General features: G+C 62.0%; 19 protein-coding genes and 1 riboswitch. Of the genes, 7 read left to right on the forward strand and 12 right to left on the reverse strand.

Annotated elements, in window-relative coordinates:
• Positions 1 to 142 precede the first annotated feature (142 nt).
• Complete coding sequence (locus AC1DSF_RS01020; protein ID WP_478124889.1) at positions 143 to 1,492, forward strand: peptidoglycan DD-metalloendopeptidase family protein; 1,350 nt, start codon at positions 143 to 145, stop codon at positions 1,490 to 1,492.
• Between the two features lie 31 nt (positions 1,493 to 1,523).
• Positions 1,524 to 2,636 (forward strand): anhydro-N-acetylmuramic acid kinase, encoded by a 1,113-nt coding sequence (locus AC1DSF_RS01025; protein ID WP_478124890.1) that lies wholly within the window; start codon positions 1,524 to 1,526, stop codon positions 2,634 to 2,636.
• Positions 2,637 to 2,654: 18 nt separating this feature from the next.
• Here the strand turns inward: AC1DSF_RS01025 and mdtD are convergent, their stop codons facing one another.
• The 4 genes from mdtD to rplM all read right to left on the reverse strand — a co-directional run bounded on the left by mdtD (position 2,655) and on the right by rplM (position 5,487).
• A complete protein-coding gene (gene mdtD / locus AC1DSF_RS01030) occupies positions 2,655 to 4,073 on the reverse strand; it encodes a multidrug transporter subunit MdtD (protein WP_478182173.1) in 1,419 nt (472 codons plus the stop codon).
• A gap of 89 nt (positions 4,074 to 4,162) precedes the next feature.
• Positions 4,163 to 4,528 (reverse strand): iron-sulfur cluster insertion protein ErpA, encoded by a 366-nt coding sequence (gene erpA / locus AC1DSF_RS01035; protein WP_307699061.1) that lies wholly within the window; start codon positions 4,526 to 4,528, stop codon positions 4,163 to 4,165.
• A 122-nt stretch (positions 4,529 to 4,650) separates the two neighbouring features.
• Complete coding sequence (gene rpsI / locus AC1DSF_RS01040) at positions 4,651 to 5,043, reverse strand: 30S ribosomal protein S9 (protein WP_478124892.1); 393 nt, start codon at positions 5,041 to 5,043, stop codon at positions 4,651 to 4,653.
• A 12-nt stretch (positions 5,044 to 5,055) separates the two neighbouring features.
• Complete coding sequence (gene rplM, locus AC1DSF_RS01045) at positions 5,056 to 5,487, reverse strand: 50S ribosomal protein L13 (protein ID WP_028249522.1); 432 nt, start codon at positions 5,485 to 5,487, stop codon at positions 5,056 to 5,058.
• A 191-nt stretch (positions 5,488 to 5,678) separates the two neighbouring features.
• On the opposite strand from rplM, the gene AC1DSF_RS01050 reads away from it, so the two are divergent.
• Positions 5,679 to 6,587 carry a 23S rRNA (adenine(2030)-N(6))-methyltransferase RlmJ gene (locus AC1DSF_RS01050; protein WP_478124893.1) on the forward strand — a complete coding sequence of 303 codons (909 nt, stop codon included), beginning with the start codon at positions 5,679 to 5,681 and terminating at the stop codon, positions 6,585 to 6,587.
• A 39-nt stretch (positions 6,588 to 6,626) separates the two neighbouring features.
• Here the strand turns inward: AC1DSF_RS01050 and AC1DSF_RS01055 are convergent, their stop codons facing one another.
• From AC1DSF_RS01055 to ahcY, 4 genes are read right to left on the reverse strand one after another with little or no spacing between them, the layout of a single operon-like run.
• Positions 6,627 to 7,283 carry a septal ring lytic transglycosylase RlpA family protein gene (locus AC1DSF_RS01055; protein ID WP_478124894.1) on the reverse strand — a complete coding sequence of 219 codons (657 nt, stop codon included), beginning with the start codon at positions 7,281 to 7,283 and terminating at the stop codon, positions 6,627 to 6,629.
• Positions 7,280 to 8,113 carry a methylenetetrahydrofolate reductase [NAD(P)H] gene (metF, locus tag AC1DSF_RS01060; RefSeq protein WP_478124895.1) on the reverse strand — a complete coding sequence of 278 codons (834 nt, stop codon included), beginning with the start codon at positions 8,111 to 8,113 and terminating at the stop codon, positions 7,280 to 7,282. Before metF ends, AC1DSF_RS01055 begins: the two co-directional genes overlap by 4 nt.
• Entirely contained in the window at positions 8,091 to 8,900 is an 810-nt protein-coding gene (locus AC1DSF_RS01065; protein ID WP_478124896.1) for a TlyA family RNA methyltransferase, read from the reverse strand. The genes metF and AC1DSF_RS01065 overlap by 23 nt, the downstream gene beginning before the upstream one ends.
• Positions 8,901 to 8,920: 20 nt before the next feature.
• Entirely contained in the window at positions 8,921 to 10,354 is a 1,434-nt protein-coding gene (ahcY, locus tag AC1DSF_RS01070; RefSeq protein WP_478124897.1) for an adenosylhomocysteinase, read from the reverse strand.
• Between the two features lie 63 nt (positions 10,355 to 10,417).
• Positions 10,418 to 10,487: riboswitch (S-adenosyl-L-homocysteine riboswitch) on the reverse strand.
• Between the two features lie 117 nt (positions 10,488 to 10,604).
• Here ahcY and AC1DSF_RS01075 point away from each other — a divergent pair.
• The 3 genes from AC1DSF_RS01075 (at position 10,605) to AC1DSF_RS01085 (ending at position 13,944) form a co-directional block, all read left to right on the forward strand.
• Positions 10,605 to 11,264, forward strand: a complete 660-nt coding sequence (locus AC1DSF_RS01075; RefSeq protein WP_478124898.1) for a hypothetical protein — start codon at positions 10,605 to 10,607, stop codon at positions 11,262 to 11,264.
• 356 nt (positions 11,265 to 11,620) lie between these two features.
• On the forward strand, positions 11,621 to 12,859 hold the full coding sequence (locus AC1DSF_RS01080; RefSeq protein WP_478182174.1) for a tyrosine-type recombinase/integrase: 1,239 nt from the start codon (positions 11,621 to 11,623) through the stop codon (positions 12,857 to 12,859).
• A 17-nt stretch (positions 12,860 to 12,876) separates the two neighbouring features.
• Complete coding sequence (locus AC1DSF_RS01085) at positions 12,877 to 13,944, forward strand: HNH endonuclease (protein WP_478182175.1); 1,068 nt, start codon at positions 12,877 to 12,879, stop codon at positions 13,942 to 13,944.
• A 55-nt stretch (positions 13,945 to 13,999) separates the two neighbouring features.
• Here the strand turns inward: AC1DSF_RS01085 and AC1DSF_RS01090 are convergent, their stop codons facing one another.
• Both AC1DSF_RS01090 and AC1DSF_RS01095 read right to left on the reverse strand, forming a co-directional pair.
• Positions 14,000 to 14,863 (reverse strand): hypothetical protein, encoded by an 864-nt coding sequence (locus AC1DSF_RS01090; RefSeq protein ID WP_478182176.1) that lies wholly within the window; start codon positions 14,861 to 14,863, stop codon positions 14,000 to 14,002.
• A gap of 40 nt (positions 14,864 to 14,903) precedes the next feature.
• Entirely contained in the window at positions 14,904 to 15,218 is a 315-nt protein-coding gene (locus tag AC1DSF_RS01095) for a hypothetical protein (RefSeq protein WP_478182177.1), read from the reverse strand.
• Between the two features lie 114 nt (positions 15,219 to 15,332).
• On the opposite strand from AC1DSF_RS01095, the gene AC1DSF_RS01100 reads away from it, so the two are divergent.
• Complete coding sequence (locus AC1DSF_RS01100) at positions 15,333 to 15,956, forward strand: hypothetical protein (protein ID WP_478182178.1); 624 nt, start codon at positions 15,333 to 15,335, stop codon at positions 15,954 to 15,956.
• A 38-nt stretch (positions 15,957 to 15,994) separates the two neighbouring features.
• Here the strand turns inward: AC1DSF_RS01100 and AC1DSF_RS01105 are convergent, their stop codons facing one another.
• Together AC1DSF_RS01105 and AC1DSF_RS01110 are read right to left on the reverse strand one after the other, a co-directional pair.
• Entirely contained in the window at positions 15,995 to 16,516 is a 522-nt protein-coding gene (locus AC1DSF_RS01105) for a hypothetical protein (protein WP_478182179.1), read from the reverse strand.
• Complete coding sequence (locus tag AC1DSF_RS01110) at positions 16,513 to 16,755, reverse strand: hypothetical protein (RefSeq protein ID WP_478182180.1); 243 nt, start codon at positions 16,753 to 16,755, stop codon at positions 16,513 to 16,515. Before AC1DSF_RS01110 ends, AC1DSF_RS01105 begins: the two co-directional genes overlap by 4 nt.
• Positions 16,756 to 16,863 lie beyond the last annotated feature (108 nt).

The following is a 16,863-nucleotide window of genomic DNA, read 5'->3' on the forward strand; positions in this document are numbered from 1 at the left end:
TTCTATAGCCGAAGCTATACTCAGCCCGACTTTCTCAAGCGCCGAATTCTAAGCGGCGCTTTTTTGCCGCACCGTCCTGCCGCCCGTTCGACACGGCCTCCGCAGCACGGATTTGCTGAACCTGAGCTGGAATTTCGAAGTTTTGATCAACGGCATACTTGCCGCCGAGGAGCTGATTGCTTCGCGCGTGGCTTACACATTCCGGACGTATCCAAAGCAGATCACGGCTGCAATTGCCGCGCTGCTCCTGTCCGCGGGTGGCGGTGCCTATGCTGTCGCCTCGTTGGGCCCCGACGCATCCAAGATACCTGTCAAGCAAGTATTCGAGGCGGTGACGCCTCTTTCTTTTGCCGAGCAAACGAAGGCCCTGGACAGCCATAGTTTCACGCTGTTCCGCACAGAGATCACCCGCTCGAGCGATACCGCAGAAGCCCTGCTCCAGCGCCTCGGCATTGCCGACACATCGGCTGCAGCATTCGTCCGCGCCAACCCCGAAGCCCGCGCCGCCTTGTTGAGCCGCCCGGGCCGCACGGTGACCGCGGAAGCCACACAAGAAAATGCGCTCGAGAAACTCAGCGCTCGCTGGATTCCGGGCAGTGACGGTGGCTTCAAAAAGCTCGTCATCGAGAAGACACCTGCGGGATTCACGGCACGCACCGAGTCCGACACCCTGACCCCCGGAACGCGGCTCGCAAGCGGCATGGTGCGCACCTCCCTCTTCGCGGCGACGGACGACGCAGGAATCCCCGATTCCGTGGCAAGCCAGCTGGCCGACATCTTCTCCGGCGACGTCGATTTCCGATCGCTGCGCAAGGGTGACCGCTTCGCCATCGTCTATGAGACTTTCGAAGCCGACGGCCAGACATTGCGCAACGGTCGAGTTCTCTCGGCCGAGTTCGAGAGCAACGGCAAGCTTTACCAGGCTCTCTGGTATCAGGAACCGGGTCAGAAGGGTGGCTATTACCGCCCCAACGGCGACAGCCTCCGGCGCGCGTATCTTTCCTCGCCTGTGGAGTTTTCGAGAGTGTCCAGCGGCTTTGCGATGCGGCTGCACCCCATCCTGAATTCCTGGCGCCAACACCACGGTATCGACTTCGCCGCGCCCAGCGGCACGCCTGTCCGCGCAGTGGGCGACGGCACCGTCGAATTCGCCGGCCAGCAAAGCGGATACGGGAACATCGTGATCCTCAAGCACCGCAGCGACCAGGAAACCGCGTACGCGCACCTGAGCCGCATTGACGTCAAGGTCGGGCAAAGCGTCAGCCAGAGCCAGACCCTGGGCGCCGTGGGCTCCACCGGCTGGGCCACGGGGCCGCATCTTCACTTCGAATTCCGGGTGAACGGCGAGTACCAGGACCCATCCACGATCGCCCAACAAGGCGGCGGCATGCCCATCGCGGCTTCGTCGCGACGCGCGTTCGAGCGTCTTGCCACCGCGACCCAGGCCGAACTCTCGGCCGCCTTCTCGGTGGTCCAGGCCAGCGCCGACTGAACACGGCTCGGCCGCTCGACCGCCCCATCAAATGGCTGAACTCTTCATCGGCCTGATGTCTGGCACTTCGCTGGACGGAGTCGACGGTGTCCTGGCCGATTTCTCCGAAGGCCGAATCACGGTGCACGGGTACGCTGCCGCGCCATTTCCCGTGGGCTTGCGCGCCGAACTGATGGCGCTCAATACGCCCGGCGGAGACAACGAGCTTCATCGCGCCGCACTCGCCGGCAACGGATTGGCCCGCGTCTACGCAGGCGTCGTGCGGCAGTTGCTGACGGATGACGAACTTTCTTCCGATGCCGTGACGGCCATCGGCGCCCATGGACAGACGGTTCGGCACCGGCCCGGGGAGTTCGATGAGGTCGGCTATACCTTGCAGATCAACAACCCGTCTTTGCTGGCTGAGCTGACGGGCATCTCCGTGGTCGCGGACTTCCGCAGCCGGGACCTTGCTGCCGGCGGGCAAGGCGCCCCCTTGGTGCCCGCCTTTCACCGGGCGCTGTTCGCCCGCAGCGACTTGACTGTCGCTGTACTGAATATCGGGGGGATCTCCAATCTCAGTGTCCTCCCGCCGGGCGCTGGCACGGTGCTGGGATTCGACTGCGGTCCAGGCAACGCCCTGATCGATCACTGGTGCCAAACCCATATCGGGCAGCCGTTCGATGCCGCAGGCCAATGGGCGGCGAGCGGGAAGGTGCTGCCGGAACTTCTCGAGCGCCTTTTCGCCGATCCTTACTTCGCCAAGGCACCTCCGAAGAGCACCGGACGGGACCTGTTCAATCCCGATTGGCTGGCGTCCCGACTTGGCACGTCGACGGCGAATCCTGCGGACGTCCAGGCGACGCTGACGGAACTGACCGCACGCGCATGCGTGGAGCATCTGCAACGCCACGGGGCCGACAGCCAGTTGTTGATCGTCTGCGGCGGCGGCGCCCTGAACCATCATCTGCTCGCCCGGCTCAGGACGCTGCTGCCGAAGGTGGAAGTGGTGTCGTCCGCAGAGCGCGGGCTGCCTCCGCAGGAGGTTGAAGCGGCGGCCTTTGCATGGCTGGCACGCAGCACATTACGAGGCGAAGCTGGAAACCTTGCCAGCGTGACTGGTGCGCGCGGCGCGCGCGTCCTTGGCGCGATCTACCCGGCCTGACCGTGACGCGCGACGACTTCAGCCCTGTCCGGAAACTTCGGGCTGCGCCGGCTGAACCGCTCGCGCTTCCGGCGGAAGATTCCAGAAGATCAGTGCCGAAGCCAAAGTGACCAGTCCCATGCTGGCGAACGTGGCTTCGAACGCATGCAGTGTTGCGAGCGGCGTCGCACTGCCGAACATGCCGCTGTAGCCCGACAGGACCGCACTGGCGGCGGCCACGCCCATGCTCATCGCCAGCATCTGCACCATGGACAAGAGACTGTTGCCGGCGCTGGCCATGCTTCCGTCCAGATCTTTGAGCGTGATGGTGTTCATGGCCGTGAACTGCAGTGAATTGACTGCTCCGAACGCAATCAATTGAAGGATGTGGAGCGCAACCGGCTGATTCGGCGTCGCAAGGCCGAAGCTCGCCATCGTGAGGCCCACGAGCGACGTGTTGACGACCAGAACGGTCCGGTAGCCATAGCGCGTGATCAGCGGCGTCGCGAACCGCTTCATCGCCATGCCGGCAAGCGCGATTGGCAGCATCATGAGCCCGGCCCCCAAGGGTGAATAGCCCATCGACACCTGGAGCAGCAGCGGGATCAGAAACGGCATGCAGCCACTGCCCAGACGCGAAAAAAGGTTGCCCAGCAAACCGATGCTGAGCGTCGGAATGCCGAACAGAGCCGGCTCGAACAGCGGATATGGACGCCGCACAGCATGCAGCCAATAGGCGGTGATGCTCGCGAATCCGAACACCAGAAGCACCAGCACCCCCACCTGTCGCAATCCGAGGCCGGACACTCCATCGATCGCAAGCGAAATCGCGACCATGCCAAAAGCCAGGAGCGCGTAACCGACCATGTCAAAACGGCGCCGATCGGCCGCGCGGAGGTCCGGCATGACCCGCACCGTCACAAAACACCCGATCAGGCCCACAGGAACGTTGATGAGGAAAATCCAGTGCCATGACGCGTATTGCACGAGCCAGCCGCCCAAGGTTGGCCCCAGGAGCGGGCCGATGAGGCCAGGGATCGCCACGAAGCTCATGGCCGCGAGGAATTGCGCGCGGGGCACGGATCGAAGCAATGCCAATCGCCCCACAGGCAGCAGGAGCGCACCCCCCATCCCCTGAACCACGCGTGAAGCCACCAATTGCGCAATGTCGCGCGAAAAGGCGCATAGCACCGAGCCCGCGACGAACAGCACGATCGCGAAAAAGAAAATCCGCCGCGTTCCAAAGCGATCCGCCAGCCAACCCGAAGCGGGAATCAACATGGCCATCGTGAGCGCGTAGGCCACTACCACGGACTGCATGCGCAACGGACTTTCCCCAAGGCTGGCCGCCATGGCCGGCAGCGCAGTGTTGATGATGGTGGCATCGAGCGTCTGCATGAAAAAGCCGATGGCCACCAGCCAAAGCAGGCTCTTGGGCGGGGATTCCGATGCGGTCATTGGCCTACGGAAGGACAGGCAGCAAAAAGCCGCCTGAAGGCGGCTTTGAGAAAGTTGCTGAAGTTCCGGTCACATGTCCGGTCACTTGGTCAAGCAGTGAAGCTCGATCCGCAGCCGCAAGTGCTGGTGGCATTCGGATTCTTGATGACGAATTGCGCACCCTGGAGATCTTCCTTGTAGTCGATCTCGGCGCCCACGAGGTACTGGTAGCTCATCGCGTCGATCAGCAAGGACACCCCGTTCTTGGTCATCGTGGTGTCGTCTTCGTTCGTGATTTCGTCGAATGTGAAGCCATACTGGAAGCCGGAACAACCCCCGCCTTGCACGAACACGCGCAGCTTGAGATCGGGATTGCCTTCTTCGGCGATCAGGTCGGCAACCTTGGCAGCCGCGCTATCAGTGAAGACGATCGGCTCAGGCATCTGGGTTTGAATATTTTCTGCAACGGCGCTCATTTGAGAGGACTCCTATGGGGCCGAACACGCGGCCGATCGGTGGATGCTACTTCAACCAATAAAAAACCGCCCGAAGGCGGTTTTTTGACTGTTCGGGCAACAAGCCCAAAGGGCGCTGTGGCTTAACGCTTGGAGAACTGCTTGCGGCGGCGTGCGGAATGCAGACCGACCTTCTTGCGTTCCACTTCGCGCGCGTCACGCGTCACGAAGCCAGCTTGGCTCAGCGCCGGCTTGAGCGACGCGTCGTAGTCGATCAGGGCGCGGGTGATGCCATGGCGCGTCGCGCCAGCTTGGCCCGACTCACCGCCGCCAGCCACATTGACCATGATGTCGAAGGTTTCGACATTGTTCGTCAAGAAGAGGGGTTGCTTGGCGATCATGATCGAGGTTTCGCGGCCAAAGAACTCTTGGATGTCCTTGCCGTTGACCGTGATCTTGCCGCTGCCTTTTTTCAGAAACACACGGGCGACGCTCGATTTGCGACGGCCGGTGCCATTGTTCCATTCACCAATCATTCTCAAGGCTCCTTACAGTTCCAGCACTTTGGGCTGTTGGGCGGTATGCGGGTGCTCTGCGCCACCGTACACCTTGAGTTTCTTGATCATCGCGTAGCCGAGGGGGCCCTTGGGCAGCATGCCCTTGACGGCCTTTTCCAGGGCGCGGCCTGGGTGCTTGGCTTGCATGTCGCGGAAGTTGGTGGCCGTGATGCCGCCCGGATAGCCCGAGTGGCGGTAGTACACCTTGTCGAGCGGCTTGGCGCCGGTGACACGCAGCTGGGCTGCATTGATGATGACGATGAAGTCACCGGTATCGACGTGAGGCGTGTAAATGGCCTTGTGTTTGCCGCGCAAACGGAGAGCAACTTCGCTGGCTACTCGTCCGAGGACCTTGTCGGTCGCGTCAATCACAAACCACTCGTGCGTCACGTCAGCGGGCTTTGCGCTGAACGTTTTGGTCATGAGTTTCTCTTTGAAGAGGGTTTGGCAGGCCCTTTTCCACGGTCGGTGTTCCTCTGGTGGGAATCTCTTAGGTGGGAGTTTCGCCTTCGCCGCGGGGCCACAAAACGCTGCGAAGCCCGCGATTATATGAAATATTGCTGTCAAGCAGCAATATTGGCGCAGTTTCAGAGCCGGCCCATTACCATCGGGGGATGTTCAGCTACCGCCACGCCTTTCACGCCGGTAATCACGCGGACGTGCTCAAGCACACGGTGCTGATTGCCACGCTCGACCACCTCCTCGAAAAAGAGGCCGCGCTCACCGTCGTCGACACTCATGCCGGCGCCGGACTTTACCGCCTGGACGGGGACTACGCCGGCACCAGCGGCGAAGCTGTCGACGGGGTCCTTCGACTGCTTTCCGCGCCAGCAACACCAGGCGCTGCGAGCGCCTCTCCCGTCAGCGATGCGCTCGCCCGCTATCTTGAAGTGGTGCGCGATTTCAATCCCAAGGGCGGGGCGCGCATCTACCCAGGTTCTCCGTTCATCACGCACCATCTGCTGCGCGATTACGACAAGCTGAAGCTGTTCGAACTGCATCCGACGGACGCACGCACGCTCGACGCCAACATCGCCCAACTCGAAGCCGGGCGCCAGATCACCGTTCTGCGCGACGATGGTTTCGGCAGCGCGACGAAGTTCCTGCCGCCGCCGTCGCGCCGAGCGCTGGTGCTTTGCGACCCCAGCTATGAAATCAAGAGCGACTACGGGCGCGTTCTCGATTTCGTGGCCGAAGCGCTCAAGCGTTTCGCGACCGGCACCTATGCCGTCTGGTATCCGATCATCCCGCGCCCGGAGGCGCACGACCTGCCGCGGCGGCTGAAGACGCTGGCCACGAAGGCCGGCAAATCGTGGCTGCACGCCACTTTGACCGTCAAGTCGAGCAAGATCTTGACCGACGATTCGGGCGCAAAACATCGTCCGGGGCTGCCCGCCAGCGGAATGTTCCTCATCAACCCGCCGTACACGCTGAAGCCCTTGCTGGCAGCGGCCTTGCCCGAGATGGCGGAGCGCCTTGCGCAAGATCGTCACGCGGGCTCTTCGCTGGACAGCGGCGGCTGACTTCCTCGCGCTCGAGCCACCCCTTCCGCCCTTCCGCCTTTAGCGCCGCTTGCGCGGGGCGACCTTACGTGTTGCCCTGGGTGCCGCGTTCTCCGATGTACTTGGCGGCGGGTCGCTGGCGCCGACTGCCGCGCCGCCGCAGCTGCCGGTTTCCTTGTCCATGATCGACAGGGCGACCTGCTTGATTCCAAGCCCCAGCAAGCCAATCGACTCGGCTGCGGCGCGGCTCAGGTCGATGATTCGTCCGGACGCATACGGGCCGCGATCGTTGATTCGGACCAGCACCTCGCGCCCATTCACAAGACTGCGGACGCACACGCGCGTATTGAACGGCAAGGTCTTGTGCGCTGCCGTCATTGCGGTCATGTCGAAGCGCTCGCCGTTCGCAGTCTTGCGTTGATGAAACTGAATGCCGTACCACGATGCCCCGCCTCGCTCGAAGATCTCGCGGTCGCCCGGAATGCCATCGTCCGGTGCCAGTTCGCCCGCGCCGGACACTGCAAGGTCGTAGCGCACGGACGGCACCTGCGACCGAGGTGGTGCGCCAGCCGGCAGCGCGGGCTGCTTCGCCAGCGGCCGTAGCTTGCTCGGGGCGCCATCGACGTCTGGCGCGGCGCTCTGGGTCGAGCAGGCTGCAAGCAACACTGCCGCGATCACCGCCGCCGCTTGTCTTGCAAAGCGGACGCTGGCCCTCATTCGCTCCAACCGAGACGCTGCAGAACGCCCAGCGTCGCGACCGACTGATTCATTGTGTAGAAGTGCAGCGCGGGAGCGCCACCTACGCGCAGGCGCTCGCACAAGGCCGCAACCACGTCCAGGCCAAAAGATTTGATCGACGCGAGGTCGTCGCCGTAGCTTTGCAGCCGAAGGCGGACCCAGCGTGGGATTTCGGCGCCGCAAGCGTCCGAGAAACGCATCAGTTGCGTCGAACTCGTGATCGGCATGATGCCCGGCACGATCGGCGTGTCCAGGCCCATGGCACGTGCATCGTCGACGAAGCGCCAGTAAGCGTCGGCGCTGAAGAAATACTGCGTGATGGCTGAATCCGCACCAGCATGCACCTTGGCCGCAAAAGCCTGCAGATCCGCCTCGGGCGAACGGGCCTGCGGATGCACTTCGGGATAGCAAGCCACTTCGATGTGGAAATCGCGGCCGGTCTCGGCACGAATGAAGGCGACGAGATCACTCGCGTAGAGAAACTCGCCGCCGATGCCGTAGCCACTGGGCAGGTCGCCCCTCAGAGCGACGAGGCGCTTGACGCCCATCGCCTTCAGTTCCGCCAGTTGCGTGCGAATGGTCGACTTCGTCGCCCCGATGCACGAGAAATGGCAAGCGGCGTCGACGCCTTCGCCCAGGATCTCGCGAACCGTGCCGAACGTGCCCTCGTGCGTGGACCCACCCGCACCGTAGGTGACCGAGCAGAACTGGGGCTCGCGCGCATAGAGCTGCTGCCGAACGGCTCTCAGCTTGATCGCGCCTTCGGGCGTCTTGGGTGGAAAGAATTCAAAACTCAGCGGAAGGCGCACGGCCGGCTCCCTGTTTGCCATTCGCATGAACGGCATGGATGAAAAATTCGCGATTGCCGTCGCCACCCGCAATTGGGCTGTCGAGCCAGCGCTCCACTCGCAGGCCGAGCGCTGCGCAAGCATCGCGAAGCCGCTGCTCGACAACGCCGTACAGCAAGGGATCGCGCACGATCCCGCCCTTGCCAACCTGACCGGGCTGCAGCTCGAACTGTGGCTTTGCCAACATCAGCAAGTCGCCATCGGCCTTGAGCAATGGCGTCAAAGCAGGCAGTACGAGAGTGAGCGAAATGAAAGACAAATCGCCCACGATCAGGTCGAACGCCGAATCTTCGGACGATTCAGCTGATTCAGGCGATTCCCAGTCTTCGGCACAAAGCGCGCGAGCGTTGACGCCTTCGACTGCAGTCACACGCGCATCCTCACGAATGCGTGGATGAAGCTGACCGTGTCCTACGTCGACTCCGACCACGTGTTCGGCGCCTTGCTGCAACAGGCAGTCCGTAAAGCCACCGGTCGATTGCCCGACATCGAGACAGCGCTTGCCGCGAGGCTGGATCCCCGTCGAGACCAGCGCTCCTTCGAGCTTGAGCCCGCCTCGGGAAACGTAGCGTGCCTCGGCCGGATCGAGCAGTTCAAGCTCCGCCGTATCGGGGATTTCGTCCCGGTTCTTGCCGACCACGCGCCAGGTCGTGCCGTCGCGCCACCGCAACCCGCCCGCGATGAGCCGAACTGCTTGCGAGCGCGACGCGGCAAGTCCGCGTTCGACGAGCAACTGATCCGCGCGCAAACCGCTACGTCCGTGCCCGCTCAATAGCGGTAGGTGTCCGGCTTGTAAGGGCCGTTCTTGTCGACGCCGATGTAGGCGGCCTGAGCGTCGGTCAACTCGGTCAGCATGGCGCCGACCTTCTTCAGGTGAAGGCGTGCGACCTTTTCGTCGAGGTGCTTGGGCAGCACATAAACCTTGCCTGCCTTGTAGGCGTCCGGCTTGGTGAAGAGTTCGATCTGCGCGATGGTCTGGTTCGCGAAAGACGAAGACATCACGAAGCTCGGGTGACCCGTGCCGCAGCCCAGGTTCACCAGTCGGCCCTTGGCCAGCAGGATGATCTTCTTGCCATCAGGGAAGGTGATGTGGTCGACCTGCGGCTTGATTTCTTCCCACTCGTACTTGTCCAGCGACGCCACTTCGATCTCGTTGTCGAAGTGCCCAATGTTGCAGACGATCGCCTGATCCTTCATCGCCTGCATGTGCTCGTGGCGGATCACGTCGCGGTTGCCCGTGGTGGTCACGAAAATGTCGGCCTTGTCAGCGGCGTATTCCATGGTGACGACTTTGTACCCTTCCATGGCGGCCTGCAGTGCATTGATGGGGTCGATTTCGGTGACCCACACCTGGGCGCTCAATGCGCGCAGTGCCTGGGCCGAACCCTTGCCCACGTCGCCGTAGCCGGCCACGCACGCCACCTTGCCTGCGATCATCACGTCGGTGGCGCGCTTGATACCGTCCACCAGCGATTCACGGCAACCGTAGAGATTGTCGAACTTGCTCTTGGTGACCGAATCGTTGACGTTGATCGCGCGGAACAGCAGCGTGCCCTTGGCGCTCATCTCGTTCAGGCGATGAACGCCGGTGGTGGTTTCCTCGGTCACGCCGATGATTTCAGCCGACTTGCGGGTGTACCAGGTGGCATCCACCGCCAGCTTCGCCTTGATGGCCGCATAGAGAATGCGCTCTTCGTCGCTGGTCGGGTTGGCCAGGACGCTCTGGTCCTTCTCGGCGCGTTGGCCGAGGTGCATCAGCAGCGTGGCGTCGCCGCCGTCGTCCAGGATCATGTTGGGGCCTTCGCCGGCCGAGCCCTTGGCGCCGAAATCGAAGATGCGGTGGGTGTAATCCCAGTAGTCCTCCAGCGATTCGCCCTTGATCGCGAACACTGGCGTGCCGGCAGCGGCGATGGCGGCAGCGGCATGGTCCTGCGTCGAGAAGATGTTGCACGACGCCCAGCGCACGTCGGCACCCAGCGCCTGCAGGGTTTCGATCAGCACGGCGGTCTGGATCGTCATGTGCAGCGATCCGGTGATGCGGGCGCCCTTCAGCGGTTGGCTCTTGGCGAACTCTTCGCGGATGGCCATCAGGCCGGGCATTTCGGTTTCGGCGATGCGGATTTCCTTGCGGCCCCAGGCGGCAAGGGAAATGTCGGCAATGGCCTGGTCGGAGGAAGACGGGGTCTTGAGAACGGCGCTCATGTTGGCTCCAAAGCGAGTTTGAAAGATGCCACTGCGTTCGGGGAAAAGGACTCACCGCGAGACAGCGGGTGAGCGTGGTTGCGATGGTGGTCCGAGCCTCACGCCTGGCGGCGCTGCAACGCTCCTCGGAACGGCGGATTTTAGCGCTTGCTCGCAAAACCTCGCCAACAGCCTTTTTTGATCCGTCCTAGACTCCAATACCTCCAACACGCCCCTGCAACCATCAACGTCGCCCACAGGCGTCTACAACATGTCCAAAGCTCGAGCTCTTGCCACTTCGTTCGTGATTGCCGCCTCTGCCGCCATTGCCGCGCTGCCGGTGGCCTCCTCGGCGCAGACGTCGGCGCCTTCAGCCAATCAGGCAGTTCGCGTACGAGGCGTCATCGTGCATGTCGATGCAAAGTCGCTGACCGTCAAGGACCGCAGCGGCGAAGTGGTCACCATGGTGCGCCCTGCCAACCTGCGGGTCCTGGAAGTGCTCCCCTTGACCCCGGCCGCGATCAAGGCCAACAGCTTTGTCGGAGCGGGTTCGCTGCCGCAACCCGATGGCACCCAGCGGGCCATTGAAGTCCTGGTGTTCCCCGAATCCATGCGCGGGACCGGCGAAGGTTTCCGTCCCTGGGACTACATGCCCAATGGAACCATGACCAACGCCACTGTCTCGTCGCTGGGCGCCGCACCCTCATCGGGCCGCGGCGGACTCAAGCTGAGCCTCAAATACCCGGAGGGCGAAAAGACCGTGATCGTCCCACCCGGCACGCCGATCGTCACGTTCAAGCCCGCCCAGGATGATCAGTCGGCATTGCTGGTCCAGGGCGCGAAGGTCGTCGTTACCGCCCAGCTTAAGGACGGACAACCGACCGCCTCGAGCCTGTTGGTAGGCCGAAACGGCTTTACGCCACCGATGTAAATGCAAGACCGAGCGGCGCGCAGGCGGGCCGCTCGGTAAAATTGCGGGCTTTGCCTTCTGCCGCCCGCGCCCGTGAGCGCGCATCGCGTTCACTCCATGACATTCGCCTCCGAAACCCGCCGCCGCCGCACTTTTGCGATCATCTCCCACCCCTAGCGCATCCTGAGCGACAAGGGGTCGCAAGCCAGGACGTTCCAGCCTGCGAAGCGGGCGGTTTCCGAGGGAAGCCGGCAGAGGCAGACGGACAGGCGAAGACAGGAGATGACAGGTCGTGACACGCATTTCGTGTACATGACTGCGTACATAAACGCTCGCCTTCCGCTTGCCTCAGAATATGTACGCAAGCGAGGTGCATCATGGGTCTCACCGATACGTGGCTGAAAGCGAACGCCGGCAAGCCGCGCGACAAGCTCACTGAATTCGCCGACCGCGACGGTCTCGGGGTTCGCATCACCCCGAAAGGCAAGGTCGTCTTCCAGCTGCGCTACCGCTATGACGGCCAGCACAGCCGCGCCGATCTCGGCTCGTATCCGGGCCTTGGCCTCAAGGATGCGCGGGTGCAGGCAGAGCGTCTGCGCGCGCAGCTGGAGCAGGGGCACGACCCGCGCATCGTGCGGGCACTCGCCAAGCAGGCAGTGCTGCAGGCAGATTCAGTCGAGTCTCTGTTCCGGACGTGGTACGAGGTGTACTGCAAGAAAAACAAGAAGGGCCATCACGATGTGCTGCGCTCCTTCGAGCTGCACGTCTTTCCACGCATCGGCAAGCTTCCTGCCGACAAGGTCACGCTGCATGAATGGCTCGACCTTTTAGAGAAGCAGGCGGCCATGCGACCGGGCATCGCCGATCGCATCCTGACCAACGCGAAGCAGATGCTCAAATGGGGCGTCAAGCGGCAGATGATCCCGTCGAACCCGCTCGTTGAAATCAATGCGCGCGAAGATCTTCAGATCAAGAAGGTTGCAGGATCGCGGTCGTTGTCGCAGGAGGAAGTGATCCGCGTCTGGCGCGCGATCGAGCTCTCCCGCATCACGCTGAAGAACAAGATCTTCCTCAGGCTCTGCCTGATCTACGGTTGCCGCAACGGCGAGCTGCGCGCCGCCGAGAAGGCGCAATTCGACTTCAAGACGAAGATCTGGACGATACCGCCCGAGAACCACAAGCTCGGCAAGAGCTCCGGCAAGCCGTTGCTCCGCCCGATCACGCAGCACACGCAGGCGCTGATCGAGGAAGCGATGCAGCTCAGCAAGGACAGCGCTTTCTTGTTTACGAATAGCGGCAGCAAGGACGCGATGGGCACAAGCGCACCGCTGGCGCTGCCCTACAACGTCATGCAGTGGCTGCGACGGCATGAGAAATACGAGATGGAGCATTGGTCGATCCACGACTTGCGCAAGACGGCGCGGACCAACTTCTCGACGCTGACGGAGCCACACGTCGCAGAAATCATGCTCGGGCATCGACTGCCCGGGACATGGCGCGTGTATGACCACTATGACTATCTTGCCGAACAGGCGATGGCACTCGACGCCTGGGTCAAGCGGCTTCAGTCCTGGACCAGCAGCCCGCCCGTTGCGGCTGTCTCGCCGCAATCCTGACCGCCGATACTTCAGCCATGACATTACCGAACGAAGTCCTGCTGGCCTTGCGGCCGACGCACTCTCCGCCCGTGCGCCAGCTTGTTGAACAGGCTGGTGTCGATGTGAGTGGCTGGGCCGTCGACAAGAACGGCGAAGAAATTCTCAACCCGAACACGAATACCTACAAGAACTCTCAATGGACGTTTGGCGGAAGCGGTGCGCCGATTGTCGTCTGCGTGTGGTGGAAGGATCTGGCTGTAAAGGGCGATCACCTGGTCCACGAGGGAAGCTCGAAGGGCTACTCCAGGGACCTTGGGAACGCGCTCGCCGCTCCGGACAGAACGTCGAGCGAGGCGCAGCGCCTCAGGGGCAAAATCGTTAAAGCGCACGCCTTCGATCGCGCCGTTTACGAGGCCAGAAGCAAGCAGCTGCCGATCCGGATGGTTGTGCTGGATGGCGAGACCCCCGATGAGGAAGATTCGGCGCAGGTATCCGCGCGTGCGTCGAAGCGGCTTCTGGACGAGAGCAGCTGGTACGCCCATGCGTACGATCCTTTTAGTGGCAACTACGAACTTGTGCGCGGCGTTCCTTCGGCCCACGCGCCGCCCCCCGATCCGTTTGGCGGCGCTGAGGACCCTGCGGAAGATCCGGCGTTTCAGCAATTCCTGACCGATGCACCGCTGAGTGAAACCGAGAAGGACGCCCTGATCAAGGCCCGCGTCGGGCAGGGGTGGTTCAGGGATGCGCTCGTAAAACGGTGGCGCGGTTGTGCGGTGACGAACTGCGCCGATCCCGCCTTGCTGATCGCATCGCACATCCTGCCCTGGCGTCTTTGCACCACGCGTGTCGAAAGGCTTGGCGTCTCGAACGGTCTCCTGCTTGCGCCTCACATCGACAAGGCGTTTGATATCGGGCTGATCTCGTTCGACGATGCGTTCAGGATCCTGATCAGCGAAAAGATGCGGAAGGCGGACGAGATCGCTCTCAACATCCATCCCGGCATGACGCTGAAATCGCGCGATCACAGCGACATCCGTCCGTTCCTGAAACGGCATCGCGAGGAGATTTTTCAGGCTCCGGCGCGCGTGCTGACAACGCGATGAACGGAAGTTGAGCGACAGGGTTAGTCGGCCTCGGAACGGAGATACCTCAGGATCGTCAAGGCTGGCAGATCTCAGAGGAATCGGTTTCGCCACGCATGGGCTTGATGACCAGCCCGCCGGGACAGAGTAGGCGGAAGTCTTCCTCAACTTCTCTGTCGTTAGTCGCAATACCGCCGACCATTGAACCAGCCAATACGTACTCCAGATCATGCATCGCATGTTCGGCTCTGAGCCGGACTCCCGGCGTGACATTGATGTTTCCTTGATGTTTGCCGAAGAGGCGGAGTGCCGCAAGAAGGTGGCACTGAAGGAAGCGGTACGAGATCCAATCGGGTCCGACAATTTCAGGCGGCAGCATCGAGGTCTCGTCCTGAGTTCGCAATTGCGCGAAAATCTGCATCACTCGGTCCTGGCTCGTCGCAACTGTCTGGCGCGCGGTTGCAATCGCAGCAGGAAAATCTCGAAACTCAATGCCGCTGAGTTCCGGGAAAAACTGATGCACCGATTGAGACATTTCCAGAAAAGTTTGTGTCGAACCCACGACCTCAGCTTCCCATGCCTGCAGGTCTTCGAGAACCTGTCCGTTTGGGACGTAGTTCCCGTCGCGAAGCCCATCATTGAACTTGTGCACCCCTTCGATCGCACACCCTTCCAGCCGCCGCAAGGGCTCGCGTCTTTCAAGCTCGTTGCGCAGCAGGGTTCCAATGTTAGGAATCAGACTGAACGATCCGGGCTCCGGAGGAAACTTTGCAAACGCCTTGCGCTGCATATCGGGCTTCTCTGTCGTCATCAACTCATAGAAAAGCGGCTCAATGACAAGAGCGTGATACCGCGCGACAACGTCACGGACTTGCGTCGTTGACGCGCCGTCAAGGAAGCTCTTGTCGATGACAAGTTTCTGAGTCGTGCAATCAGCCAAACTGCCCTCCTTCTGAAGGAACTTTCGCCAGCAACGACGACTATAGGCGACCGTTGTAGAGACCGAGCTCCCGCATCACCCGGACATAGGCATCCGTCATGGCGGCGCGCCTCTCACATGGATGCTGGATATCGAGCGACGCGCGAAAGCACCGAACCGGGTGCTTGCGGATTGAGCGGTGTTCGATCCAGTGCAAGACCTCGTCGAGCTCAGCGCTGCGCACGTCGTCGTCCCTGCAGCGGATGAACGCGTCGCGCAGGATCGTCAGCGCGGCCTTGGCCATCTCGTGGTCACGGCATTCGTCGGCCCACAGGCCGAAATGCGCGACCTTTTGCTTCGCGAGGGATGAGAACATACCGTGAACATAGCAATATGCACACGCTGTTGGAAACAGGAACGTATTCCTGCGTTGCGCACGGCTGCGAACGCAGTAATGTGGAAATAGGACCAACACGTTTCCGGAAGAACGATGCCAATATACGACTATCAAGCCAGATCACTCGGCATACAGGCGTGGCTGCTCAGACTGGGCCTGCCCCCCGATCGATTGATGCTCATAGGCGCGTTCATCGTGGCCTACGGGTTGTTCGAGACCACCTTAGAACGTGCCCTTTGGACTTTGACGGAAACCGACGTGAACGGGGAGCGACCGTTCACCGAGAAGATGAAGTCCGAAGATCAGTTCAAGCGTCTCGGTGAAGGCAATCCCAAGCTCAGCACAAAGTGCAACGCGGTCCTCAAAGTGGCAGCAAAGGCGGCCGAGGATTTGAACGAGTACCGCAACAGCCTGGTCCATGGATACCTGGTGACGTTCGGCGATGGAAGCACGCCTTCGTTCATGAAGAACCCAGCCTGGCACGGAGTCAAGCGCAACAAGCCAGTAGGTGATGCATACATCGACGAACCCTTTCAAGACCTGGTACTCATCGCGGCCGAAACGCTGTTCCGCTTGGTGCAGCATGTCGAAAAGTCGCTGGATACTCAGGAATCCCAGCTCTCGATTGAAGCTCTTGAGGACGAAGTCAACAGAGCGAGGAGCTATGCGAACGAGGCGCGCCACCTGCGCGCCTTGATGAACCACGAAAAGTATTAGCTCGGCCCCACAGCTTCCGCACGCGGAAATATGCAGTGCTACCAATACCCACGCGCCCCTTCAAGCGTCCAGCAGTCAGGATCGTTGAACAGGCCGGCCGGGTTCACATCGCCGTGCGCCCAGGGCGGCGCATCGGTTGGCGCTTCGTACAAACCGCTTCTGGCGTTCTGCACGAAGGTCCGGCAGACCCACATCATCGATTGCACCTGCGGCAGCTCGCAGGCCTCCATCAGGAAGCCTACCGCGCCCTCGAACGTCACGACGCGCTCGCCCTGAAACAGCTTCGGGAAAGCGGCGCGCTCTTCCTCGCGGAAGTCCGCGAATTCGAGGTCGGTGCAGTCCACCATGTCCTGATAGCGCACCCAGCCGATCACGAGCGCGTTCAGCAGCGAAGGCTCGATGCCGAAGACCCAGGCTTCCAGCGGCGAGAGGTCGCACCACCAGAGTTCGGCATCGGTCAGATCGGTGTCCTTGCAAAGCTCGATCGTGCGCTCGTTGGCTTCGGCTACGAGCTTGCGGTACAGCGCATAGGCGCGGGGGGATTTGGTGCTGGCGTTCATGGCTGACCTCCAAAGGAAAGGAGGGACGGGAGATTGCGGGCCTCGTCGCGGGTGCGCTCGCGCTCGCGGAGCTCCCAAGCGGCGATGTCGCCGGCATCCCAGAGATTGAAGCTGCCGGCATGCACGATCGCCGGCAGCGGGAAGGGGTTGCGCGGCCTGCGCATTCGCCGAAAGAGCGTGCGGCTGGAGCAGCGAAAGCGCTCGCAAAGATCCCGGGTCGAAAGATATGAAGTTGACATCGAGGCCTCCAAGGTCGTGGTCCGATGTCTGCACTTTAGGTTCGCCTGCCGGCGCCCTTCCTCTCCTGTTCCTCGCGCTGCGGGCGTGCCCGGACCGCAGCGGGCTGC

The organism is Variovorax sp. 01N429 (assembly GCF_056399425.1).